At 57.9% G+C, this 18,432-nt stretch carries 13 protein-coding genes; 8 read left to right on the forward strand and 5 right to left on the reverse strand.

The genetic code is table 11. From position 1 onward, the window contains the following. The first annotated feature begins 17 nt into the window (after positions 1–17). Positions 18–2,465, forward strand: a complete 2,448-nt coding sequence (glgP, locus tag ACLEXF_RS22820; protein WP_004202135.1) for a glycogen phosphorylase — start codon at positions 18–20, stop codon at positions 2,463–2,465. An 89-nt stretch (positions 2,466–2,554) separates the two neighbouring features. Here the strand turns inward: glgP and glpD are convergent, their stop codons facing one another. Further along, positions 2,555–4,063 (reverse strand): glycerol-3-phosphate dehydrogenase, encoded by a 1,509-nt coding sequence (gene glpD, locus ACLEXF_RS22825; RefSeq protein WP_004202136.1) that lies wholly within the window; start codon positions 4,061–4,063, stop codon positions 2,555–2,557. Between the two features lie 204 nt (positions 4,064–4,267). Between glpD and glpE the strand changes: the two genes are divergently transcribed. From glpE to ACLEXF_RS22840, 3 genes are read left to right on the forward strand one after another with little or no spacing between them, the layout of a single operon-like run. Beyond that, complete coding sequence (gene glpE / locus ACLEXF_RS22830; RefSeq protein WP_004202138.1) at positions 4,268–4,597, forward strand: thiosulfate sulfurtransferase GlpE; 330 nt, start codon at positions 4,268–4,270, stop codon at positions 4,595–4,597. Positions 4,598–4,647: 50 nt separating this feature from the next. Beyond that, positions 4,648–5,478, forward strand: coding sequence for a rhomboid family intramembrane serine protease GlpG (gene glpG / locus ACLEXF_RS22835; protein ID WP_017899968.1), 831 nt, complete (start codon positions 4,648–4,650; stop codon positions 5,476–5,478). 49 nt (positions 5,479–5,527) lie between these two features. After that, entirely contained in the window at positions 5,528–6,286 is a 759-nt protein-coding gene (locus ACLEXF_RS22840) for a DeoR/GlpR family transcriptional regulator (protein ID WP_002920548.1), read from the forward strand. A gap of 15 nt (positions 6,287–6,301) precedes the next feature. Here the strand turns inward: ACLEXF_RS22840 and malT are convergent, their stop codons facing one another. Beyond that, positions 6,302–9,007 carry an HTH-type transcriptional regulator MalT gene (gene malT, locus ACLEXF_RS22845; protein WP_407259566.1) on the reverse strand — a complete coding sequence of 902 codons (2,706 nt, stop codon included), beginning with the start codon at positions 9,005–9,007 and terminating at the stop codon, positions 6,302–6,304. Between the two features lie 624 nt (positions 9,008–9,631). Here malT and malP point away from each other — a divergent pair. Both malP and malQ read left to right on the forward strand, forming a co-directional pair. After that, the gene (gene malP / locus ACLEXF_RS22850) at positions 9,632–12,022 is read left to right on the forward strand and encodes a maltodextrin phosphorylase (protein WP_004202140.1); all 2,391 of its coding nucleotides are present in this window, start codon (positions 9,632–9,634) and stop codon (positions 12,020–12,022) included. A gap of 10 nt (positions 12,023–12,032) precedes the next feature. After that, entirely contained in the window at positions 12,033–14,126 is a 2,094-nt protein-coding gene (gene malQ, locus ACLEXF_RS22855) for a 4-alpha-glucanotransferase (protein ID WP_065802714.1), read from the forward strand. Between the two features lie 102 nt (positions 14,127–14,228). Here the strand turns inward: malQ and gntT are convergent, their stop codons facing one another. The 3 genes from gntT to gntX form a co-directional block, all read right to left on the reverse strand. Beyond that, on the reverse strand, positions 14,229–15,545 hold the full coding sequence (gene gntT / locus ACLEXF_RS22860) for a gluconate transporter (protein WP_004202142.1): 1,317 nt from the start codon (positions 15,543–15,545) through the stop codon (positions 14,229–14,231). A gap of 336 nt (positions 15,546–15,881) precedes the next feature. Further along, entirely contained in the window at positions 15,882–16,457 is a 576-nt protein-coding gene (nfuA, locus tag ACLEXF_RS22865; RefSeq protein ID WP_004202143.1) for a Fe-S biogenesis protein NfuA, read from the reverse strand. A gap of 58 nt (positions 16,458–16,515) precedes the next feature. Then, positions 16,516–17,190 (reverse strand): DNA utilization protein GntX, encoded by a 675-nt coding sequence (gene gntX, locus ACLEXF_RS22870; protein ID WP_407259567.1) that lies wholly within the window; start codon positions 17,188–17,190, stop codon positions 16,516–16,518. A 39-nt stretch (positions 17,191–17,229) separates the two neighbouring features. Between gntX and bioH the strand changes: the two genes are divergently transcribed. Next, positions 17,230–18,003: a pimeloyl-ACP methyl ester esterase BioH gene (gene bioH / locus ACLEXF_RS22875; protein ID WP_407259568.1), complete on the forward strand. Its 774-nt coding sequence runs from the start codon at positions 17,230–17,232 to the stop codon at positions 18,001–18,003. A 120-nt stretch (positions 18,004–18,123) separates the two neighbouring features. Beyond that, on the forward strand, positions 18,124–18,393 hold the full coding sequence (locus tag ACLEXF_RS22880; protein WP_004202149.1) for a YdgH/BhsA/McbA-like domain containing protein: 270 nt from the start codon (positions 18,124–18,126) through the stop codon (positions 18,391–18,393). The last annotated feature ends 39 nt before the right edge of the window (positions 18,394–18,432 follow it).

Here is an 18,432-nt window from a genome sequence, read left to right on the forward strand (position 1 = left end):
CCACTGGAGTCATTGTTATGAATGTACCCTTTAGCTATGCATCACCGACGCTGAGCGTTGAGGCGTTAAAGCATTCTATTGCCTATAAGCTGATGTTTATCATCGGTAAAGATCCGGCCATCGCCAACAAGCATGAATGGCTTAACGCCACGCTGTTTGCCGTTCGCGATCGCATGGTGGAGCGCTGGTTGCGCTCCAACCGCGCGCAGCTCTCGCAGGAAGTGCGCCAGGTATACTATCTGTCGATGGAGTTCCTGATCGGCCGTACCCTCTCGAATGCCCTGCTGTCGCTCGGCATCTATGACGATGTGAGCAGCGCGCTGGCGGAGATGGGGCTCGATCTCGAAGAGCTGATCGATGAAGAGAACGACCCCGGGCTTGGCAACGGCGGTCTGGGCCGCCTGGCGGCCTGCTTCCTTGACTCCCTGGCGGCGCTAGGCCTGCCGGGACGCGGCTATGGGATCCGCTACGACTACGGGATGTTTAAACAGAATATCGTCGATGGCCGGCAAAAAGAGTCCCCTGACTATTGGCTGGAGTACGGTAACCCGTGGGAGTTTGAGCGCCACAATACCCGCTATAAAGTGCGCTTCGGCGGCCGCATTCAGCAGGAGGGGAAGAAAACCCGTTGGATTGAGACGGAAGAGATCATCGCTGAAGCCTACGACCAGATTATCCCCGGCTTTGACACTGACGCCACCAACACGCTGCGTCTATGGAGCGCACAGGCCAGTAGCGAAATAAACCTCGGTAAGTTCAACCAGGGTGACTATTTCGCCGCGGTAGAGGATAAGAACCACTCCGAAAACGTCTCCCGCGTGCTCTATCCGGACGACTCAACCTACTCCGGCCGCGAGCTGCGCCTGCGCCAGGAGTATTTCCTCGTCTCGGCCACGGTGCAGGATATCCTGAGCCGCCATTACATGTTGCATAAGACCTATGACAACCTGGCGGACAAAATTGCCATTCACCTGAATGATACCCACCCGGTGCTATCGATACCGGAGCTGATGCGCCTGCTTATCGATGAGCATAAATTCAGCTGGGACGAGGCGTTCGAGGTGACCTGCCAGGTCTTCTCCTATACCAACCATACCCTGATGAGCGAAGCGCTCGAGACCTGGCCGGTGGATATGCTGGGTAAAATTCTCCCGCGCCATCTGCAGATTATCTTTGAGATTAACGACTACTTTCTCAAGACTCTGCAGGAGCAGTATCCCAACGATACCGCGCTGCTCAGCCGTACCTCGATCATTGACGAGTCCAACGGCCGTCGCGTGCGGATGGCCTGGCTGGCGGTGGTGGTCAGCCACAAAGTCAACGGGGTGTCGGAGCTCCATTCCCGGTTGATGGTGGAGTCGCTGTTTGCCGAATTCGCTAAAATTTTCCCGATGCGCTTTACCAACGTGACCAACGGCGTCACGCCGCGCCGCTGGCTGGCGCTGGCCAACCCGCCGCTGTCGAAAGTGCTGGATGAGCATATCGGCCGCACCTGGCGGACCGATCTGAGCCAGCTTGACGAGCTGAAGCAGCATATCGACTATCCGACGGTCAACCAGGCGGTGCGTCAGGCTAAACTGGAAAACAAACAGCGGCTGGCCAGCTATATTGCGCAGCAGCTCAATGTGGTGGTGAATCCGAAGGCGCTGTTTGATGTGCAGATCAAACGCATTCACGAGTACAAACGCCAGCTGATGAATGTGCTGCACGTTATTACCCGCTATAACCGGATCAAAGCCGATCCGCAGGCCGAGTGGGTGCCGCGGGTGAATATTTTCGCCGGTAAGGCGGCTTCAGCCTACTACATGGCCAAGCATATTATTCACCTGATCAACGATGTGGCAGCGGTAATCAATAACGATCCGCAGATTGGCGACAAGCTGAAGGTGGTCTTTATCCCCAACTACAGCGTCAGCCTGGCGCAGCTGATCATTCCGGCAGCAGACCTGTCGGAACAGATCTCCCTCGCAGGCACGGAAGCTTCCGGCACCAGTAATATGAAGTTTGCCCTTAACGGCGCGCTGACTATCGGCACCCTCGACGGGGCGAACGTGGAGATGCAGGAGCACGTGGGCGAAGAGAATATCTTTATCTTTGGTAACACCGCGGAAGAGGTGGAGGAGCTGCGTCGCAGCGGCTATAAACCACGCGAATACTACGAACAGGATGAAGAGCTTCACCAGGCGCTGACGCAGATCGGTACCGGCGTTTTCAGCCCGTCAGAACCGGGGCGCTACCGCGACCTGCTGGATTCGCTGATTAACTTTGGCGACCACTACCAGGTGCTGGCGGACTATCGCAGCTATGTGGACTGCCAGGATCGCGTCGACGAGCTGTATCAACATCCGGAAGAGTGGGCCTATAAGGCGATGCTGAATATTGCCAACATGGGCTACTTCTCTTCCGACCGGACGATCCAGGAGTACGCGAAATATATCTGGCATATCGACCCGGTAAGGCTGTAAGCCAGTCAACGCAACACAACGGGGCCATTTGGCCCCGTTGTTTCATTATTGCGGTTGAACCTGGCCTCAGGCGTTTCCGCCGGGCAGCGTTACGACGCTAACGACAGCTCAGACTTTCCCGCATGCTGCGCCAGCCATTCGCTGATGCGCGCCTGCTGCTCGCCATTCAGCCACATGCCCTGTTTGGTACGGCGCCAGATAGCGTCATCCAGGCTGCGCACCCATTCATGCTCAACCAGATACTTCAGCTCGGCTTCATAAAACTCATGGCCAAAATCTTCTCCCAGATCGCTCAGGGCGCTGGCTTCCTTCAGGATCCACTCGCTGTTGCTCCCGTAGGTGCGGGCATAATGGCGGGCCAGTGATTCGCTGATGAACGGGAAGCGACGGCGCAGTTTTGCCGCGTAGTCGTCGCGGTCGCCGCCAATATCGCCGCCGGGGAGCACCGCGGTTTTGGTCCATGCCGGGCCGATCCCTTTGTAATAGGGGGTCAGTTTTTCCAGCGCGTGCTCTGCCAGTTTGCGATAGGTGGTCAGCTTCCCGCCGAAGACAGAGAGCAGCGGCGCCTGGCCGTTCTCATCGTGAATATCCAGCGTGTAGTCGCGGGTGATCGCCTGCGGCGAATCCGACTCGTCGTCGCACAGCGGACGGACGCCGGAGTAGGTCCAGACGATATCGTCCCGGCTGAGGGTCTTTTTAAAGTGCGCGTTATAGACGTTCAGCAGGTAGTTAATCTCTTTATCATCAATGGCCACCGCTTTCGGATCGCCCTTATACTCGACGTCCGTCGTGCCGATGATCGAGAACTCATCCATCCACGGGATAACAAACACAATACGTTTATCTTCGTTTTGCAGAATGTAGGCCTGCTTCTGGGTATGTACCCGCGGCACCACGATGTGGCTGCCCTTAATCAGGCGGATACCGTAAGGCGAGCGCAGATGCATCCCTTCGTCGAAGAACTGTTTGACCCATGGACCGGTGGCATTGACCAGACCGCGCGCCTTCCAGGTAAACTTCTCGCCGCTATCAATATCTTCCGCTTCCACCACCCACAGGCCATTCTCTCGTTTTGCCGAGATGGCGCGAGTGCGGGTGCGTACTTCGCCGCCTTTGCGGACGACCATCTGCGCGTTGGCCAGCACCAGGCGGGCATCGTCGACCCAGCAGTCGGAATATTCGAAACCGCGCACAATTTCCGGCTTAAGTACCGATTCTGCGCCAAAACGCAAGCCGGTGGATCCCGGCAGGCTGGTGCGTTTGCCCAGATGATCGTACATAAACAAGCCGATACGGATCATCCATGCCGGACGCAGATGCGGGCGATGCGGGAGACGAAAGCGCATCGGGAAGGCGATATGCGGGGCCATTTTTAACAGCACTTCGCGTTCGGCCAGCGCTTCGCTGACCAGGCGGAACTCATAGTGTTCGAGGTAGCGTAGCCCGCCGTGGATCAGTTTGGAACTGGCGCTGGAGGTGGCGCAGGCGAGATCGCGCGCTTCCAGCATCAGTACGGATAAACCACGCCCGGCGGCATCTGCCGCGATACCGGCACCGTTGATGCCTCCGCCTATCACAATCAGATCTTTGGTTTCCACGTTCTTACCCTCTCACACTTTCGTTTAAGCTCACAAATGCTCGATATCGCTCACTATAGCAAACAAACGCGCTTTTGGTAACATCAAAAAAACATTTTGGAGTGATGGGTGTAACATATTGGCGTTTCTTTACCGCCTGACGGTACACTACAGGGTAAAATTGGGCCGGCCATCGCCCGTCATGACGAGTAAGAGAAGAGAACCATGGAACAGTTTGAATGTATCAACGTTGAAGAAGCGCACCAGAAACTGCATCAGCAGACGGCGGTTTTGGTCGATATCCGCGATCCGCAAAGCTATGCGATGGGCCATACGCCGGGCGCGTTTCATCTGACCAACGATACGCTGGGCGCGTTTATGCGTGACCACGACTTTGACACGGCGGTGATGGTGATGTGCTATCACGGCAACAGCAGCAAGGGCGCCGCGCAATATCTGCTGCAGCAGGGGTTTGATAAGGTCTACAGCGTTGACGGCGGGTTCGACGCCTGGCATCGCCATTTCCCGGCGGAAGTGGCGCACGGGACGTTTTAACGACTGGCAGGTATACTATCTCCCTTTGTGTGGAATAAGCGATTCGCTGCATGTTAATGATTACCTCTTTTGCCAACCCGCGCGTGGCCCAGGCGTTTGTCGATTATATGGCGACGCAGGGGATTATCCTGACTATCCAGCAGCACACCCAGAGCGACGTCTGGTTGGCTGATGAGAGCCAGGCCGGGCGCGTCAGGGCTGAGCTGGCGCGTTTTCTCGAAAACCCGGCGGACCCGCGCTATCTGGCGGCGAGCTGGCAGTCCGGACAGACCAATAGCGGGTTGCGCTATCAGCGCTTTCCTTTCTTTGCCACGCTGCGGCATAACGCCGGCCCGTTCACCTGGGCGATTCTGCTAATCTGCATCGCGGTGTTCATCCTGCAAAATCTGGTGGGCGATCAGCCGGTGATGATTTGGCTGGCCTGGCCCTACGATCCTTCGCTGCAGTTCGAAGCCTGGCGCTATTTCAGCCATGCTTTCATGCATTTCTCGCTGATGCATATTCTCTTCAACCTGCTATGGTGGTGGTATCTCGGCGGCGCGGTGGAAAAGCGCATCGGCAGCGGCAAGCTGGTGGTGATCACCGTCATCAGCGCCCTACTGAGCGGCTTTGTGCAGCACCAGTTTAGCGGCCCGTGGTTTGGCGGCCTGTCGGGCGTGGTCTACGCGCTGATGGGCTATGTCTGGCTGCGGGGCGAGCGCGATCCGCAGAGCGGTATTTATCTGCAGCGCGGGTTAATACTCTTCTCTTTAGTGTGGTTAATTGCTGGCTGGTTTGATGTTTTCGGCATGGCGATCGCCAACGGCGCGCACGTGGCTGGTCTGGCGACCGGTCTGGCGATGGCGTTTGTCGATACCTTGCATGGGCGAAAACGCGCATAAAGACTTACCGACAGGGGTCGGGTAGGCGACATTTTTCCAGGGATATTTCATGAAACAAACACAACGTCATGACGCCATTATCGAGCTGGTAAAAAAACAGGGTTACGTCAGCACGGAAGAGCTGGTTGAGCAGTTTGCGGTCAGCCCGCAGACCATCCGCCGCGACCTGAACGATTTAGCCGAACAGAAAATGATCCTCCGCCACCACGGCGGCGCGGCGCTGCCCTCCAGCTCGGTGAACACCTCCTGGCACGATCGCAAAGCGACCCAGACGGCGGAGAAAGAGCGTATCGCCCGGCGGGTGGCCAGCGAGATCCCGGACGGGGCGACGCTGTTTATCGATATCGGCACCACGCCGGAAGCGGTGGCGCACGCCCTGCTCGATCACAACGATCTGCGGATTGTGACCAATAACCTTAACGTCGCCAACACGCTGATGGTGAAAGAGGACTTCCGCATTATTCTTGCCGGCGGCGAACTGCGCAGCCGCGACGGCGGGATCATCGGAGAAGCTACCCTCGATTTTATCTCGCAGTTCCGTCTCGACTTCGGCATTCTCGGCATCAGCGGCGTCGACAGCGATGGCTCGCTGCTGGAGTTTGATTATCATGAAGTGCGCACCAAGCGCGCGATCATTGAGAATTCACGCCACGTGATGCTGGTGGTGGACCATACTAAGTTTGGCCGTAACGCGATGGTCAACATGGGAAGCATCAGCATGGTCGATGCGGTCTATACCGACGTGCTGCCCCCGGCGGGCGTGCTGAAGGTCATTACCGATAACAACCTCCAGCTCGAGCTGTGCTAAACGGCAACGGCGTCGTCAGACGCCGTATCCCATCATCTTAAGCAACTGCTGGGCATGCTGCACCGCGTCCTGACGGTGGGCGACGCCCAGTTTCTGATACAGATTGCGAATGTGGGTCTTGATGGTGGTGGCCGCCACGTCAAGCTCGCCGGCAATCTGCTCGTTGCTGTAGCCGGAATAGATTAAGCCAAGCACCTGCCATTCGCGCTGGGTCAGCGGGCTGGTGCGGATAAGCTCCGGCACCTCCGGGTGATTCAGCAGCCGCTCGACGAACCCTTCGTCAAAGTGGGCGAATTTGTGGCGATGATGTTGGTTAATGTCGCGCAGAATACGCTGGGCGCGGTGTTGCTCCAGCTCCGGCAGGGTGTTCAGCTGGATCAGCTGGCGCAGCTGCTGGGCCATCGCCTCGCCCTCAATCACAAAGTGGTTGATAAAGCCGGTGCGGTTGGCGAGCGTCAGGGCTTCCAGCAGGGCTTTCTGCGCTTCGCTCTTGCGTCCTGCCTGCCAGTACAGCTGGTTGAGCAGCAGCAGGTTGCGGTTGAGATCGCTCATCAAACGCAGCGAACGCGCATTTTCGTTCAGCTCTTCCAGCACCATTTCCGCGGGTTCGAAATCGCCCAGCAGGATCTGCGCGCGGGCAATATTGCGCCATTGGCTCTGCAGGAAGTGGTTATTGGCGAATTCCGGCTTCGGCGTCTGGCGCAGCCAGTTGGCCGCCGCGGTTTTATCGCCGGTCATCTGCCAGTAGATCACCCGCACCTTGTCGGCGTTGGAGACCCAGTCGCTGTGATAGTGACCATTACCGAGCAGGTTCTCCAGTCGGTTCAGGTGGCTGCGGGCATTATCCAGATCGCCGCGCGCCAGCGAGCATTGCACCATGAGCGCCAGGCACTGTAGCTGCTGCTGTGGTTGATAAGTTGAGAGGACCTCCATCCCCTGACGGGCGCAGGCTTCAGCTTCGTCGAGGCGCGCCCATGCCCACAGCAGCTGAGAGCGGATGCGCAACAGGAACTCATGCATCGGCAGCTGCTCAAGATGCTGTTCGCGTACCAGCTGGAAGGCTTTCTCCTGGCTCTCCCAGGCGGCCTGCAGGAAGCCCTGGGCGAACAGAATTTCGCTTTGCTGAATGATGCTCCACAGGGCGTAATGCCACACGTCGTGACGGCGGGACATCTGTTCGGTCTGCTGCATCACGGCGAGAGATTTGGTCAGTTTACCCTTACAGTGGAGGACTTCGCCATGTACCGAGGTGGCGACGATGCGGCTGTAATAGTTGGCCAGCGGCAGCTCTTCCAGGGCCACCATCGACAGACGTTCCGCCTCGTCCTGGTCGCCGTCGTTAATCGCCACCTGCGCGCGCAGGGCGTTGAAATCGCCATGCATCGCGGTATCCATTTCGACGCTCATCTCCTGCTCGGCGCGCGCCAGCAGGGTGTTGACTTCGCTGTAGCGATGCTGGCTCTGCATCAGCCAGGCCTGCAGCAGGATCAGGCGCGGATTTTCCAGCAGATTTGACCAGGGCAGCGCCGACAGCGACTGCTCCAGCAGGCCCAGTTCGCTATGGTTAAACATGCCCCAGGCGTGATTGAGCAAGATATCGCGCAGCATTTTGGCATCGCCGGCCGCCAGCGCATGGTGGATAGCCTCGCTGGGGAAGCCTTGCGCCATCCAGCTTTCCGCCGCGGCGCGGTGGATCTCCGGCAGTTCAACCGCCAGCTCCCACTGACAGCGCTGGCGCAGGAAACTGCCAAACAGCGGGTGATAGCGGAACCATTCGCCGGAATCATCCATCCGCTGCAGGAACAGCCCCTGACGTTCGATCTCCTCCAGCTGCATCTGGCCATTCTCTTCGCCGGTGACGCGAACGATTAACGCGTCGTTCATTGAGCGCAGCAGCGAACTCTTCAGCAAAAAGTTGCGCGTGCGGGCGTCGACGTTATCCAGCACTTCATCCACCAGATAATCCGACAGATGGCTGGCGTTAATCCCGGCGAGTCGGCGGGCGGAGTGTTGGGCGGAGGAGTTATTCTGGCGGGCGGAGAGGGCGATGAGCTGCAGCGCGGTGGCCCACCCGGCGACGTCGTCGCACAGCCGGCTGCTGTCGTCGGCTTCGATAGGCGACGTCAGACGGCAGTCGAAAAATTGTTTCGCTTCCTGGTGGGTAAAGGCCAGCTGCTGGCTGCCAATCTCCAGCAGCTGATCGCGGACGCGCAGGTTGGCAATCCCCAGCTGCGGCAGGTTCCGCGACAGGACTACGAGGGTCATATTCTCCGGCTGATGGCGGAGGAAAAAGCGCATCGCGTCATGAATCACCGGATTATTGATCAGATGGTAATCATCAATGACGAGGTACAGCGGGCGCTGCCAGTCGGCGAGTTCAATAAACAGCTGCGCAAAAAGAGAGGAGAGGCTGGCGTACTGGCGCTTTTGCACCATCGCTTCACTGGCCGCGCAGTGGTTGCCGGTGGCCTGCTGGATCGCCGCGATCAGATAACTGGCAAAACGCTCCTGCTGGTTGTCGCCTTCGTCCAGCGAAAACCACCCAAGATCGTTTTTACCTGCGGCCCACTGAGAAATGAGCGTTGTTTTACCGTACCCGGCAGGACTGGTGATCAGCACGAGACGATAATTGTTCGCGCCGGAAAGTTTCGCCAGTAAACGCTCACGAACCACGGTGTGTTCAAGGCGGACCGGACGACTTAATTTGGACGGAATCAACATAGTTCTACATTTCGCTGTGCAAGAGAGAGGTTGCGATTTTTTTTGCGCTTCGTAATTAATATCTAATAAGGTCGGTGATTATGAAATTTATTGCAAGTTATGTCCGAAGTTTATGCTCTTGAATTTGCTCTATGTCACAAATTTCGACATTGGTTGCGAATGGGGAAAAATCGCAGGCAGGACTCGTCATCAGCGGTTTTTAGCCGGTGGTGAGCGGAGCGGGGAGAGATTAATTTTATGTCTGAAGTAGTTGTTTGTTTTTATTAAATTATTGTCAGTGATTTCTTAGAAGTAATCTTTTTTGCGGGTTAATGTGATGAAATGTGCTTATTTTCCCGGAGGTCTCTATTTATTTTTTTAATAACCCTGCGAAGGGCGGGAAAATTTTTGCCGCGTATTGGCCTGTAACAAATTTCTGGTCGGCAGAAATGGCATCTCGACTGTCATACTGCGGTGATTTTTACAGCATATTTTGGCCTTCTCACCCACACTATAGTGGTCAGGATCACACTTTTCGCTCATCCCCGGCACTCCTCCCTGTCTAATCCCCGTCGGGATGAGGACGATGAATCGGGAGGTCGGCACACTAGCGCCATCGTTTTAGTAAAGGACCCGGATCTCATTATGTCACAGACTTCATTTAACAAAGCTCAGTTTCAGGCTGCACTGACGCGTCAGTGGCAGCGTTTTGGTTTACAGTCCGCTTCCGAGATGACGCAGCGTCAATGGTGGCGCGCCGTCAGCGGAGCGCTGGCGGAACTTCTGTCGGCGCAGCCGGTGGCAAAACCAGCGCAAGGACAGCGTCACGTTAACTACATCTCGATGGAGTTTCTGATTGGCCGCCTGACCGGCAACAACCTGCTCAACCTGGGCTGGTACGAGGGCGTGAGCGACGCGCTGAAAGGCTATGACGTCAACCTCACCGATCTGCTGGAAGAAGAGACCGACCCGGCGCTGGGTAACGGCGGCCTGGGCCGTCTGGCAGCCTGCTTCCTCGACTCCATGGCGACCGTGGGGCAGTCGGCGACCGGTTACGGCCTCAATTACCAGTATGGTCTGTTCCGCCAGTCCTTTGACGACGGCCAGCAGAAGGAAGCTCCGGACGACTGGGGCCGCAGCAGCTACCCGTGGTTCCGCCATAACGACGCGCTGGATGTCCAGGTCGGTATCGGCGGCAAAGTCAGTAAAAACGGCGAGTGGCAGCCGGCGTTCGTCATTACCGGCGAAGCCTGGGACCTGCCGGTGCTAGGCTATCGCAACAACGTCGCCCAGCCGCTGCGTCTGTGGCAGGCCAAACACGCTCATCCGTTTAACCTGACCAAATTCAACGACGGCGATTTCCTGCGCGCCGAGCAGCAGGGCATCGACGCGGAAAAACTGACCAAGGTGCTGTACCCGAATGACAACCATCAGGCCGGTAAAAAACTGCGCCTGATGCAGCAGTACTTCCAGTGTGCCTGCTCAGTGGCCGATATCCTGCGTCGTCATCATCTGGCAGGCCGCAAGCTGGCCGAGCTGGCGGATTACGAAGTGATCCAGCTGAACGATACGCACCCGACCATCGCCATCCCGGAGCTGCTGCGCGTGCTGATCGACGAGCACCAGTTGAGCTGGGATGACGCCTGGGCGATCACCAGCAAAACCTTTGCTTACACCAACCATACCCTGATGCCGGAAGCGCTGGAGTGCTGGGATGAGAAGCTGGTGAAAGCGCTGCTGCCGCGCCATATGCAGATCATTAAAGAGATTAACGACCGCTTTAAACTGCTGGTGGACAAAACCTGGCCGGGCGATAAGCAGGTCTGGGCGAAACTGGCGGTGGTGCATAACAAGCAGGTGCGGATGGCCAACATGTGCGTGGTGGGCGGTTTTGCCGTCAACGGCGTAGCGGCGCTGCACTCGGACCTGGTGGTGAAAGATCTGTTCCCGGAATATAACCAGCTGTGGCCGAACAAATTCCATAACGTGACCAACGGCATCACACCGCGCCGCTGGATCAAGCAGTGCAACCCGGCGCTGGCCACGCTGCTGGATGAGACGCTGAAAAAAGAGTGGGCCAATGACCTCGACCAGCTGATCAACCTGGAAAAATACGCTGACGATGCGGCGTTTCGTCAGACCTATCGCGATATTAAGCAGGCCAACAAAGTTCATCTGGCCGAGTTTGTGAAGCAGCGTACCGGGATTGAGATCAACCCGCAGGCGATTTTCGACATTCAGATCAAACGTCTGCACGAGTACAAGCGTCAGCACCTCAACCTGCTGCATATCCTTGCGCTGTACAAAGAGATCCGCGAAAACCCGCAGGCCGATCGCGTACCGCGCGTCTTCCTGTTCGGCGCGAAAGCGGCGCCGGGCTACTATCTGGCGAAGAACATTATTTTCGCCATCAACAAGGTAGCGGAAGCGATCAACAACGACCCGAAAGTCGGCGATAAGCTGAAAGTGGTCTTCCTGCCGGACTACTGTGTTTCGGCTGCGGAAAAACTGATCCCGGCGGCAGATATCTCCGAGCAGATCTCCACCGCGGGCAAAGAAGCCTCTGGCACCGGCAACATGAAACTGGCGCTGAATGGCGCGCTGACCGTCGGGACGCTGGATGGCGCCAACGTGGAAATCGCCGAGCAGGTCGGTGAAGAGAACATCTTTATCTTCGGCCACACGGTAGAAGAAGTGAAAGCCCTGAAAGCGAAAGGCTACGATCCGCTGAAATGGCGTAAAAAAGACAAACTGCTTGATGCGGTGCTTAAGGAGCTGGAGAACGGCACCTATAGCAACGGCGACAAGCATGCCTTCGACCAGATGCTGCACAGCCTGCTGCAGGGCGGCGACCCGTATCTGGTGCTGGCCGATTTCGAAGCCTACGTGGCGGCGCAAAAACGGGTAGATGAGCTGTATCGCGACCAGGAGGCCTGGACCCGCGCGACAATTCTCAACACCGCGCGCTGCGGCATGTTCAGCTCCGACCGCTCGATCCGCGATTATCAGCAACGTATCTGGCAGGCGAAACGCTAAAGGAAGGCCTATGGAGAGTAAACGCCTCGATAATGCCGCGCTGGCGGCGGGCATCAGCCCCAGCTATATCAACGCGCACGGCAAGCCGCAGTCTATCGCGGCTGTCACCAAACAGCGTCTACTGGATGCGATGCATCGCTCAACCGCCGCCACGAAAGTGGCGGTAAACCCGCTGCCGAACGTGAAGATCTTCACCCACGGCAAAAAAATGTCGCTGCCGGTGGCAGGACGCGGTGAGTATCAGTGGATCCTGACCACTGAGGACGGTAAGCAGTATCAGGGTAAAACCCGCGGCGGCGAGACGCTGCCGCTGCCGGCCAAACTGCCGGAGGGGTATCACTCCCTTACGCTCACCCAGGAGGGGGAGCGCTGGCACTGCCGGACCATCGTCGCTCCGGCTCGCTGCTATGAGCCGCAGCCGCTGAAAGAGGGGAAAAAGCTGTGGGGCACCTGCGTGCAGCTGTATACCCTGCGTTCGGAGAAAAACTGGGGGATCGGCGATTTTGGCGATCTGCGCGCCATGCTGCCGGAAATCGCCCGCCGCGGCGGGTCGTTTATTGGTCTCAACCCGATCCATGCCCTCTATCCGGCGAACCCGGAGAGCGCCAGCCCCTATAGCCCGTCTTCACGTCGCTGGCTGAACGTTATCTACATCGACGTCAATGCGGTTGACGATTTCCAGCGTAGCGAAGAGGCGCAGGCGTGGTGGCAGTCCGCAGCGACGCAGCAGGCCTTGCAGGCGGCGCGGCAAACGGATGATGTGGACTATACCGCGGTCACCACGCTGAAAATGACCGCGCTGCGTATGGCGTGGAAACGATTCTCTCGTCGTGAAGATGAGCAGATGACGGCGTTCCGCGAGTTTGTTCTGCGTGAAGGGGAAAGCCTTTACTGGCAGGCCGCTTTCGATGCGCTGCACGCCTGGCAGGTTCAACAGGACCCGCTGCGTTGGGGCTGGCCGGCCTGGCCGAAGGCCTTTCAGGATATCGACAGCCCGGAGGTGAAAGCCTTCTGCGTCGAGCATGAGGACGACGTCAGTTTCTATCTCTGGCTGCAGTGGCTGGCCTGGAGCCAGTTTGCCGCCTGCTGGGAAACCAGCCAGCGCGATGGGATGCCGATCGGCCTCTACCGCGATCTGGCGGTGGGCGTCGCCGAAGGCGGGTCGGAGACCTGGTGCGACCGTGAGCTGTACTGCCTGAAAGCGTCCGTGGGCGCGCCGCCGGATATTCTGGGTCCGCTGGGCCAGAACTGGGGCCTGCCGCCGATGGATCCGCATATTATTGCCGCTCGCGCCTATGAGCCGTTTATCGACCTGCTGCGCGCCAATATGCAGAACTGCGGCGCGTTGCGCATTGATCACGTGATGTCAGTGCTGCGTCTGTGGTGGATCCCCTATGGTGAAACCGCCGACCATGGCGCTTACGTTCAGTATCCCGTCGACGATCTGCTGTCGCTTCTGGCGCTGGAAAGCCAGCGTCATCGCTGCATGGTGATCGGCGAAGATCTGGGCACGGTACCGGTGGAGATCGTCAGCAAGTTACGCAACAGCGGCGTCTATTCTTATAAGGTGCTCTATTTTGAGAGCGATGCAGAGAAAACGTTCCGCGCGCCGGCGCTGTACCCGGAGCAATCAATGGCTGTGGCGACGACGCACGACCTGCCCACCCTCCGCGGCTACTGGGAAAGCGGCGATCTGACGTTAGGTAAAGCGCTGGGTCTCTATCCTGATGAGGTGGTGCTGCGCGGGCTGTACCAGGACCGTGAGCTGGCGAAACAAGGGCTGCTGGATGCGCTGCATAAGTACGGCTGTCTGCCCAAGCGTGCCGGTCATAAGGCCTCCCTGATGAGCATGACGGGGATCCTCAACCGGGGGATGCAACGTTATATTGCCGACAGCAACAGCGCCCTGCTGGGCCTGCAGCCGGAAGACTGGCTGGAGATGGCGTCGCCGGTCAATATTCCGGGCACCAGCACCGAGTACCCGAACTGGCGCCGGAAGCTTTCCGTCACCCTTGAGCAGATGTTTGCCGATGAACAGGTCAATAAGCTGATTAAGGATCTGGATAAACGGCGCAAGGCGGCGAGCAAAAAAGCCGCCTCCTGATGACACCCCGCCGCGCGCTCCTCTGCGCGGCGAAGAGTATGTCCGATAAAAAAGGCCGGTCCGCATCATGCGGACCGGCCTTTTTCTGTGGCGGGAGTCTCCTTACACCACCATCCCCAGCAGCAGACAGCCTACCAGGCCGCAGACAGAGATAATGGTTTCCAGTACCGACCAGGACCTGATGGTCTCGCCGATGGTCAGGTTAAAGTACTCTTTGAACAGCCAGAAGCCCGGATCGTTCACGTGGGAGAAGATAACGCTGCCGGAGCCGACCGCGATAACCATCAGCTCCGGGCTGACGCCGGTGGTGGCGATCAGCGGCGCGGCGATCCCACCCGCGGTGATGGCGGCAACGGTCGCCGAACCCAGCGCGATACGCAGTACCGCGGCGATGGACCATGCCATAAACAGCGGAGACATATTCGATTCGTGCATGATAGAAGCGATGTATTTATCCATGCCGCTATCCACCAGCACCTGTTTGAAGGCGCCGCCGCCGCCGATGATCAACAGCATCATGGCGATGATTTTAATAGAAGAGGTCAGGGTATCGTTGATCTGCTCCATGGAGCGGCCGCGGTTCAAACCGAAGGTGAACAGGGCGATCAGTACCGCAATCAGGGTGGCCATGACCGGGTCGCCGAAGAATTCGGCAATCGGCAGGAAGGCGTGGCCCTTCGGCAGGATCATCTCGGCCACGGCGCGCATCGCCATCAGGATCACCGGAACCAGCGAGGTCCAGACGCTGACGCCAAAGCCAGGCATCTCTTCTTCAGTGAACACTTTCGGGTTATGCAGGCCTTCCGGGATCGGCTTATCAATGCCTTTCAGGAAACGGGCGAAAACCGGGCCGGCGAGAATAACCGTCGGGATAGCCAGAATGGTGCCATAGAGCAGCGTCTTACCCATATCGGCGTGGAAGATGGTGGCGATCGCGGTCGGACCCGGGTGCGGCGGCAGGAAGCCATGGGTGACGGAGAGCGCGGCGGCCATCGGTACGCCGACGTACAGCAGCGGAATACGGGCCGAGGCGGCGATGGTAAACACCAGCGGCAGCATCAGCACGAAACCCACTTCATAGAACAGGGCGAAACCGACGGTGAAGCCCGTCAGGACCACCGCCCATTGAATATGCTTCTTACCGAACTTATTGATAAGCGTGGTGGCGATACGCTGAGCGCCGCCGCAGTCTGCCAGCAGCTTACCGAGCATAGCGCCGAAGCCCATGATCAGCGCGAGGCTGCCAAGGGTGCCGCCAACGCCGTTTTTGATGGAAACGATCACTTTATCCAGTGGCATACCCTGCATTAATCCGACGGCGAGCGCCACCAGAACCAGCGCAATGAAGCCGTTCATTTTGAAACGGATCATTAACAGCAATAACAGGGCAACCCCGATAGCAACGATGACTAATGGCATGATTTACCTGGCCTTAATTTGTTATGGGTAACGTCAAAGTTTGAACCTGTAGAGCATCCGCTCCGTCAGGGAGCAAAATAGTCTGGCACCGTAAACGCTTGCATTATCCTTACCCAGAGAAAGGATAGCTGGCTATTTTTTTGCCGGTGGTGCCTGAAGTGGATGATACGGGTAACATGTGAGGGTTGAGAATCACCTGACCGGGGAAAATGTTAAATATGAGACTTAAGTCATACTCTTTCCCCGGTTTTTGCCGGTCGTTTAGTGGGAGATGTTGCGCGGTAACACAGAAAGGAGCAACGAGAGCCGGCGACAGGGTGCCGCCGGAGGAAAGGCTTAGTAGTAGGAGTGCTCGCCGCGCTGGTGCTCGGTCAGATCGCGAACCCCTTTCAGCTCTGGAAACTCGTTCAGCAGCTGTTTTTCAATACCTTCTTTCAGGGTTACGTCGACCATCGAGCAGCCATTGCATCCGCCGCCGAACTGCAGGATAGCAAGACCGTCGTCGGTGATCTCCATCAGCGACACGCGACCGCCGTGGCCGGCCAGCTGCGGGTTAATCTGCGACTGCAGCAGGTACTCGACGCGCTCCATCAGCGGGGCATCGTCAGCGACTTTGCGCATTTTGGCGTTCGGCGCTTTCAGGGTCAGCTGCGAGCCAAGCTGGTCGGTGACGAAATCAATTTCAGCGTCTTCCAGATAGGGCGCGCTGAGCTCATCGACATAGGCGGTCAGCTGTTCAAATTTCAGCGCCGTGTCGGTGTCTTCCACCGCATCCGGTGGGCAGTAGGATACGCCGCACTCAGCGTTTGGGGTGCCGGGATTAATCACAAATACGCGAATTTGCGTCCCTTCTTCCTGATTTGCCAGCAGTTTGGCAAAGTGCGCTTGTGCAGCATCGGAAATACGGATCATAGCGTTGGCCTAATAGTTGACTATTTTACTGGGTTATAATACGCCCATCAGCGGGGGTCTACAAGGTACGGCATATACACCATACCTGAACCGTCGCGGCGCCGTTTCGCAAAAGCAGGCGGGATATCTCGGCGACGGTGCTGCCGGTCGTGACGACATCATCCACCAGAGCGATATGGAGTCCCTGGACGGCAAATTCAAGCTGAAAGGCATTTTTCAGGTTCTGCCTGCGCAGGCGGGCATTGAGCGAATGCTGCACGGCGCCCGCTCGCTGGCGCGTCAGGCCGTCGCGACGCCAGACGCACCCACGCCAGCGGGCCAACGGTCGGCACAGCTCATCGCACTGATTATAACCCCGGCGCCAGCGGCGGCGATGCCACAGCGGCACGCCGACCAGCGCGTCTACCGGCGGCAAATCGTCGCGCTGTTTAAGGCGCAGCAGCAGCAGGCGCGCCAGGGCGGGGCCCAGTTCCGGACGATGGTGAAACTTCAGCTGCCGCACCAGGTCGCTCAGCGGCGAACGATAGTCATTGACCGCCACCATTCGATGCCAGGGCGGCGGCTTTTGCAGGCAGCGGCCGCAGGGATACCGGGACATTGCCGCCGGCAGGCCGCACTGCGGGCAGAGCGGGGGGCAGGCGAGCAGGGCGCGGCTGCAGCGAGAGCAGATCCCCCAGCGGGCGACCGCCAGCGGCATTTGGCATAGCCAGCATAAGCTGTGTGCTGTTAGCATATTTGGCCTTCTGTCCAGTAAAAAAGAGAACGGTAACGGATGAACGACATCTGGTGGCAAACAATCGGCGAAGGTGATTGTCATCTTGTGCTGCTGCACGGTTGGGGACTGAACGCTCAGGTCTGGGATTGCATCACGCCGCAGCTGGCTTCGCATTTTACCCTTCACCTGGTGGACCTGCCTGGCTATGGCCGTAGCGGCGGGTTTGGGGCGATGTCACTGGAGGCGATGGCGCAGCGGGTGCTGGAGCAGGCTCCGCCTCAGGCGGTGTGGCTGGGCTGGAGCCTGGGCGGGCTGGTGGCCAGCCAGGTCGCGATTATGCGTCCGCAACGGGTGCAGGCGCTGGTAACGGTTGCCTCTTCCCCCTGTTTCGCGGCTCATGAGGACTGGCCCGGCATCAAGCCGGAGGTGCTGGCTGGATTTCAGCAGCAGCTGAGCGAGGATTTCCAGCGCACCGTCGAGCGGTTCCTCGCACTGCAAACCATGGGAACGGTGAGCGCCCGTCAGGATGCGCGGGCGTTAAAGCAGGCGGTGCTCTCGCTGCCGATGCCTTCCGCTGAGGCGCTGAACGGCGGTCTGGAGATCCTCAGAACCGTCGATCTGCGCCAGGCGCTGGTCGGGCTGCCGATGCCGTTTCTGCGGCTGTACGGTCGACTGGACGGGTTGGTGCCGCGCAAGATTGTCCCGCTGCTGGATAAGCTATGGCCGGAAAGCGAGTCAATTCTCTTTGACAAGGCAGCGCATGCGCCGTTTGTTTCCCATCCCGCGGCCTTTTGCGAGCCGCTGATGGCGCTGAAAAAACGGCTGGAGTAATTTTTTTTGCCGCGCCATGGTAAAAGGGCCATTCACAGCAATACTTAGGTTGTTACGGTGGTTGATTATTTCATTCCGCCACCGTGACCTACAATAACAACCTAATGGAGAGTAGAGGCTATGAAACTTGTTACAGGAATGGTTGCATCTCTGGTGATTGGCTGTCTGTCTTTTGGCGCATTCGCAGCGAAAGAGATCCAAAAAGAGGACGTGGCGAAGATGAATCTGACCAAGGTCGGCAGCATCACGACCTCAAGGACGACCTCGCCGATGGACGCCCGACGCGATCTGTCGAAAAAAGCTGATGAGCTGGGTGGAAAATACTTTGTGGTGATTGCCGGGCAGAAAAACGAAAAAACCGTTCACGCTAACGCTGACGTGTATAAATAATCCAGTCATAAAAAACGGGCCTGTTGGCCCGTTTTTCTC

The sequence above is a fragment of the Klebsiella pneumoniae complex sp. WS1778 genome (assembly GCF_049472055.1).
GTDB classification, from domain to species: Bacteria; Pseudomonadota; Gammaproteobacteria; order Enterobacterales; family Enterobacteriaceae; genus Klebsiella; species Klebsiella quasipneumoniae.

Excerpts from the sequence above, each read along its gene's own strand:
- glpE (WP_004202138.1), top strand. The coding sequence starts at position 4,268 with ATGGAACAGTTTGAATGTATCAACGTTGAAGAAGCGCACCAGAAACTG.
- gntT (WP_004202142.1), bottom strand. The coding sequence starts at position 15,545 with ATGCCATTAGTCATCGTTGCTATCGGGGTTGCCCTGTTATTGCTGTTA.
- bioH (WP_407259568.1), top strand. The coding sequence starts at position 17,230 with ATGAACGACATCTGGTGGCAAACAATCGGCGAAGGTGATTGTCATCTT.
- gntX (WP_407259567.1), bottom strand. The coding sequence starts at position 17,190 with ATGCTAACAGCACACAGCTTATGCTGGCTATGCCAAATGCCGCTGGCG.
- glgP (WP_004202135.1), top strand. The coding sequence starts at position 18 with ATGAATGTACCCTTTAGCTATGCATCACCGACGCTGAGCGTTGAGGCG.
- malT (WP_407259566.1), bottom strand. The coding sequence starts at position 9,007 with ATGTTGATTCCGTCCAAATTAAGTCGTCCGGTCCGCCTTGAACACACC.
- glpG (WP_017899968.1), top strand. The coding sequence starts at position 4,648 with ATGTTAATGATTACCTCTTTTGCCAACCCGCGCGTGGCCCAGGCGTTT.
- malP (WP_004202140.1), top strand. The coding sequence starts at position 9,632 with ATGTCACAGACTTCATTTAACAAAGCTCAGTTTCAGGCTGCACTGACG.
- ACLEXF_RS22880 (WP_004202149.1), top strand. The coding sequence starts at position 18,124 with ATGAAACTTGTTACAGGAATGGTTGCATCTCTGGTGATTGGCTGTCTG.
- ACLEXF_RS22840 (WP_002920548.1), top strand. The coding sequence starts at position 5,528 with ATGAAACAAACACAACGTCATGACGCCATTATCGAGCTGGTAAAAAAA.
- nfuA (WP_004202143.1), bottom strand. The coding sequence starts at position 16,457 with ATGATCCGTATTTCCGATGCTGCACAAGCGCACTTTGCCAAACTGCTG.
- malQ (WP_065802714.1), top strand. The coding sequence starts at position 12,033 with ATGGAGAGTAAACGCCTCGATAATGCCGCGCTGGCGGCGGGCATCAGC.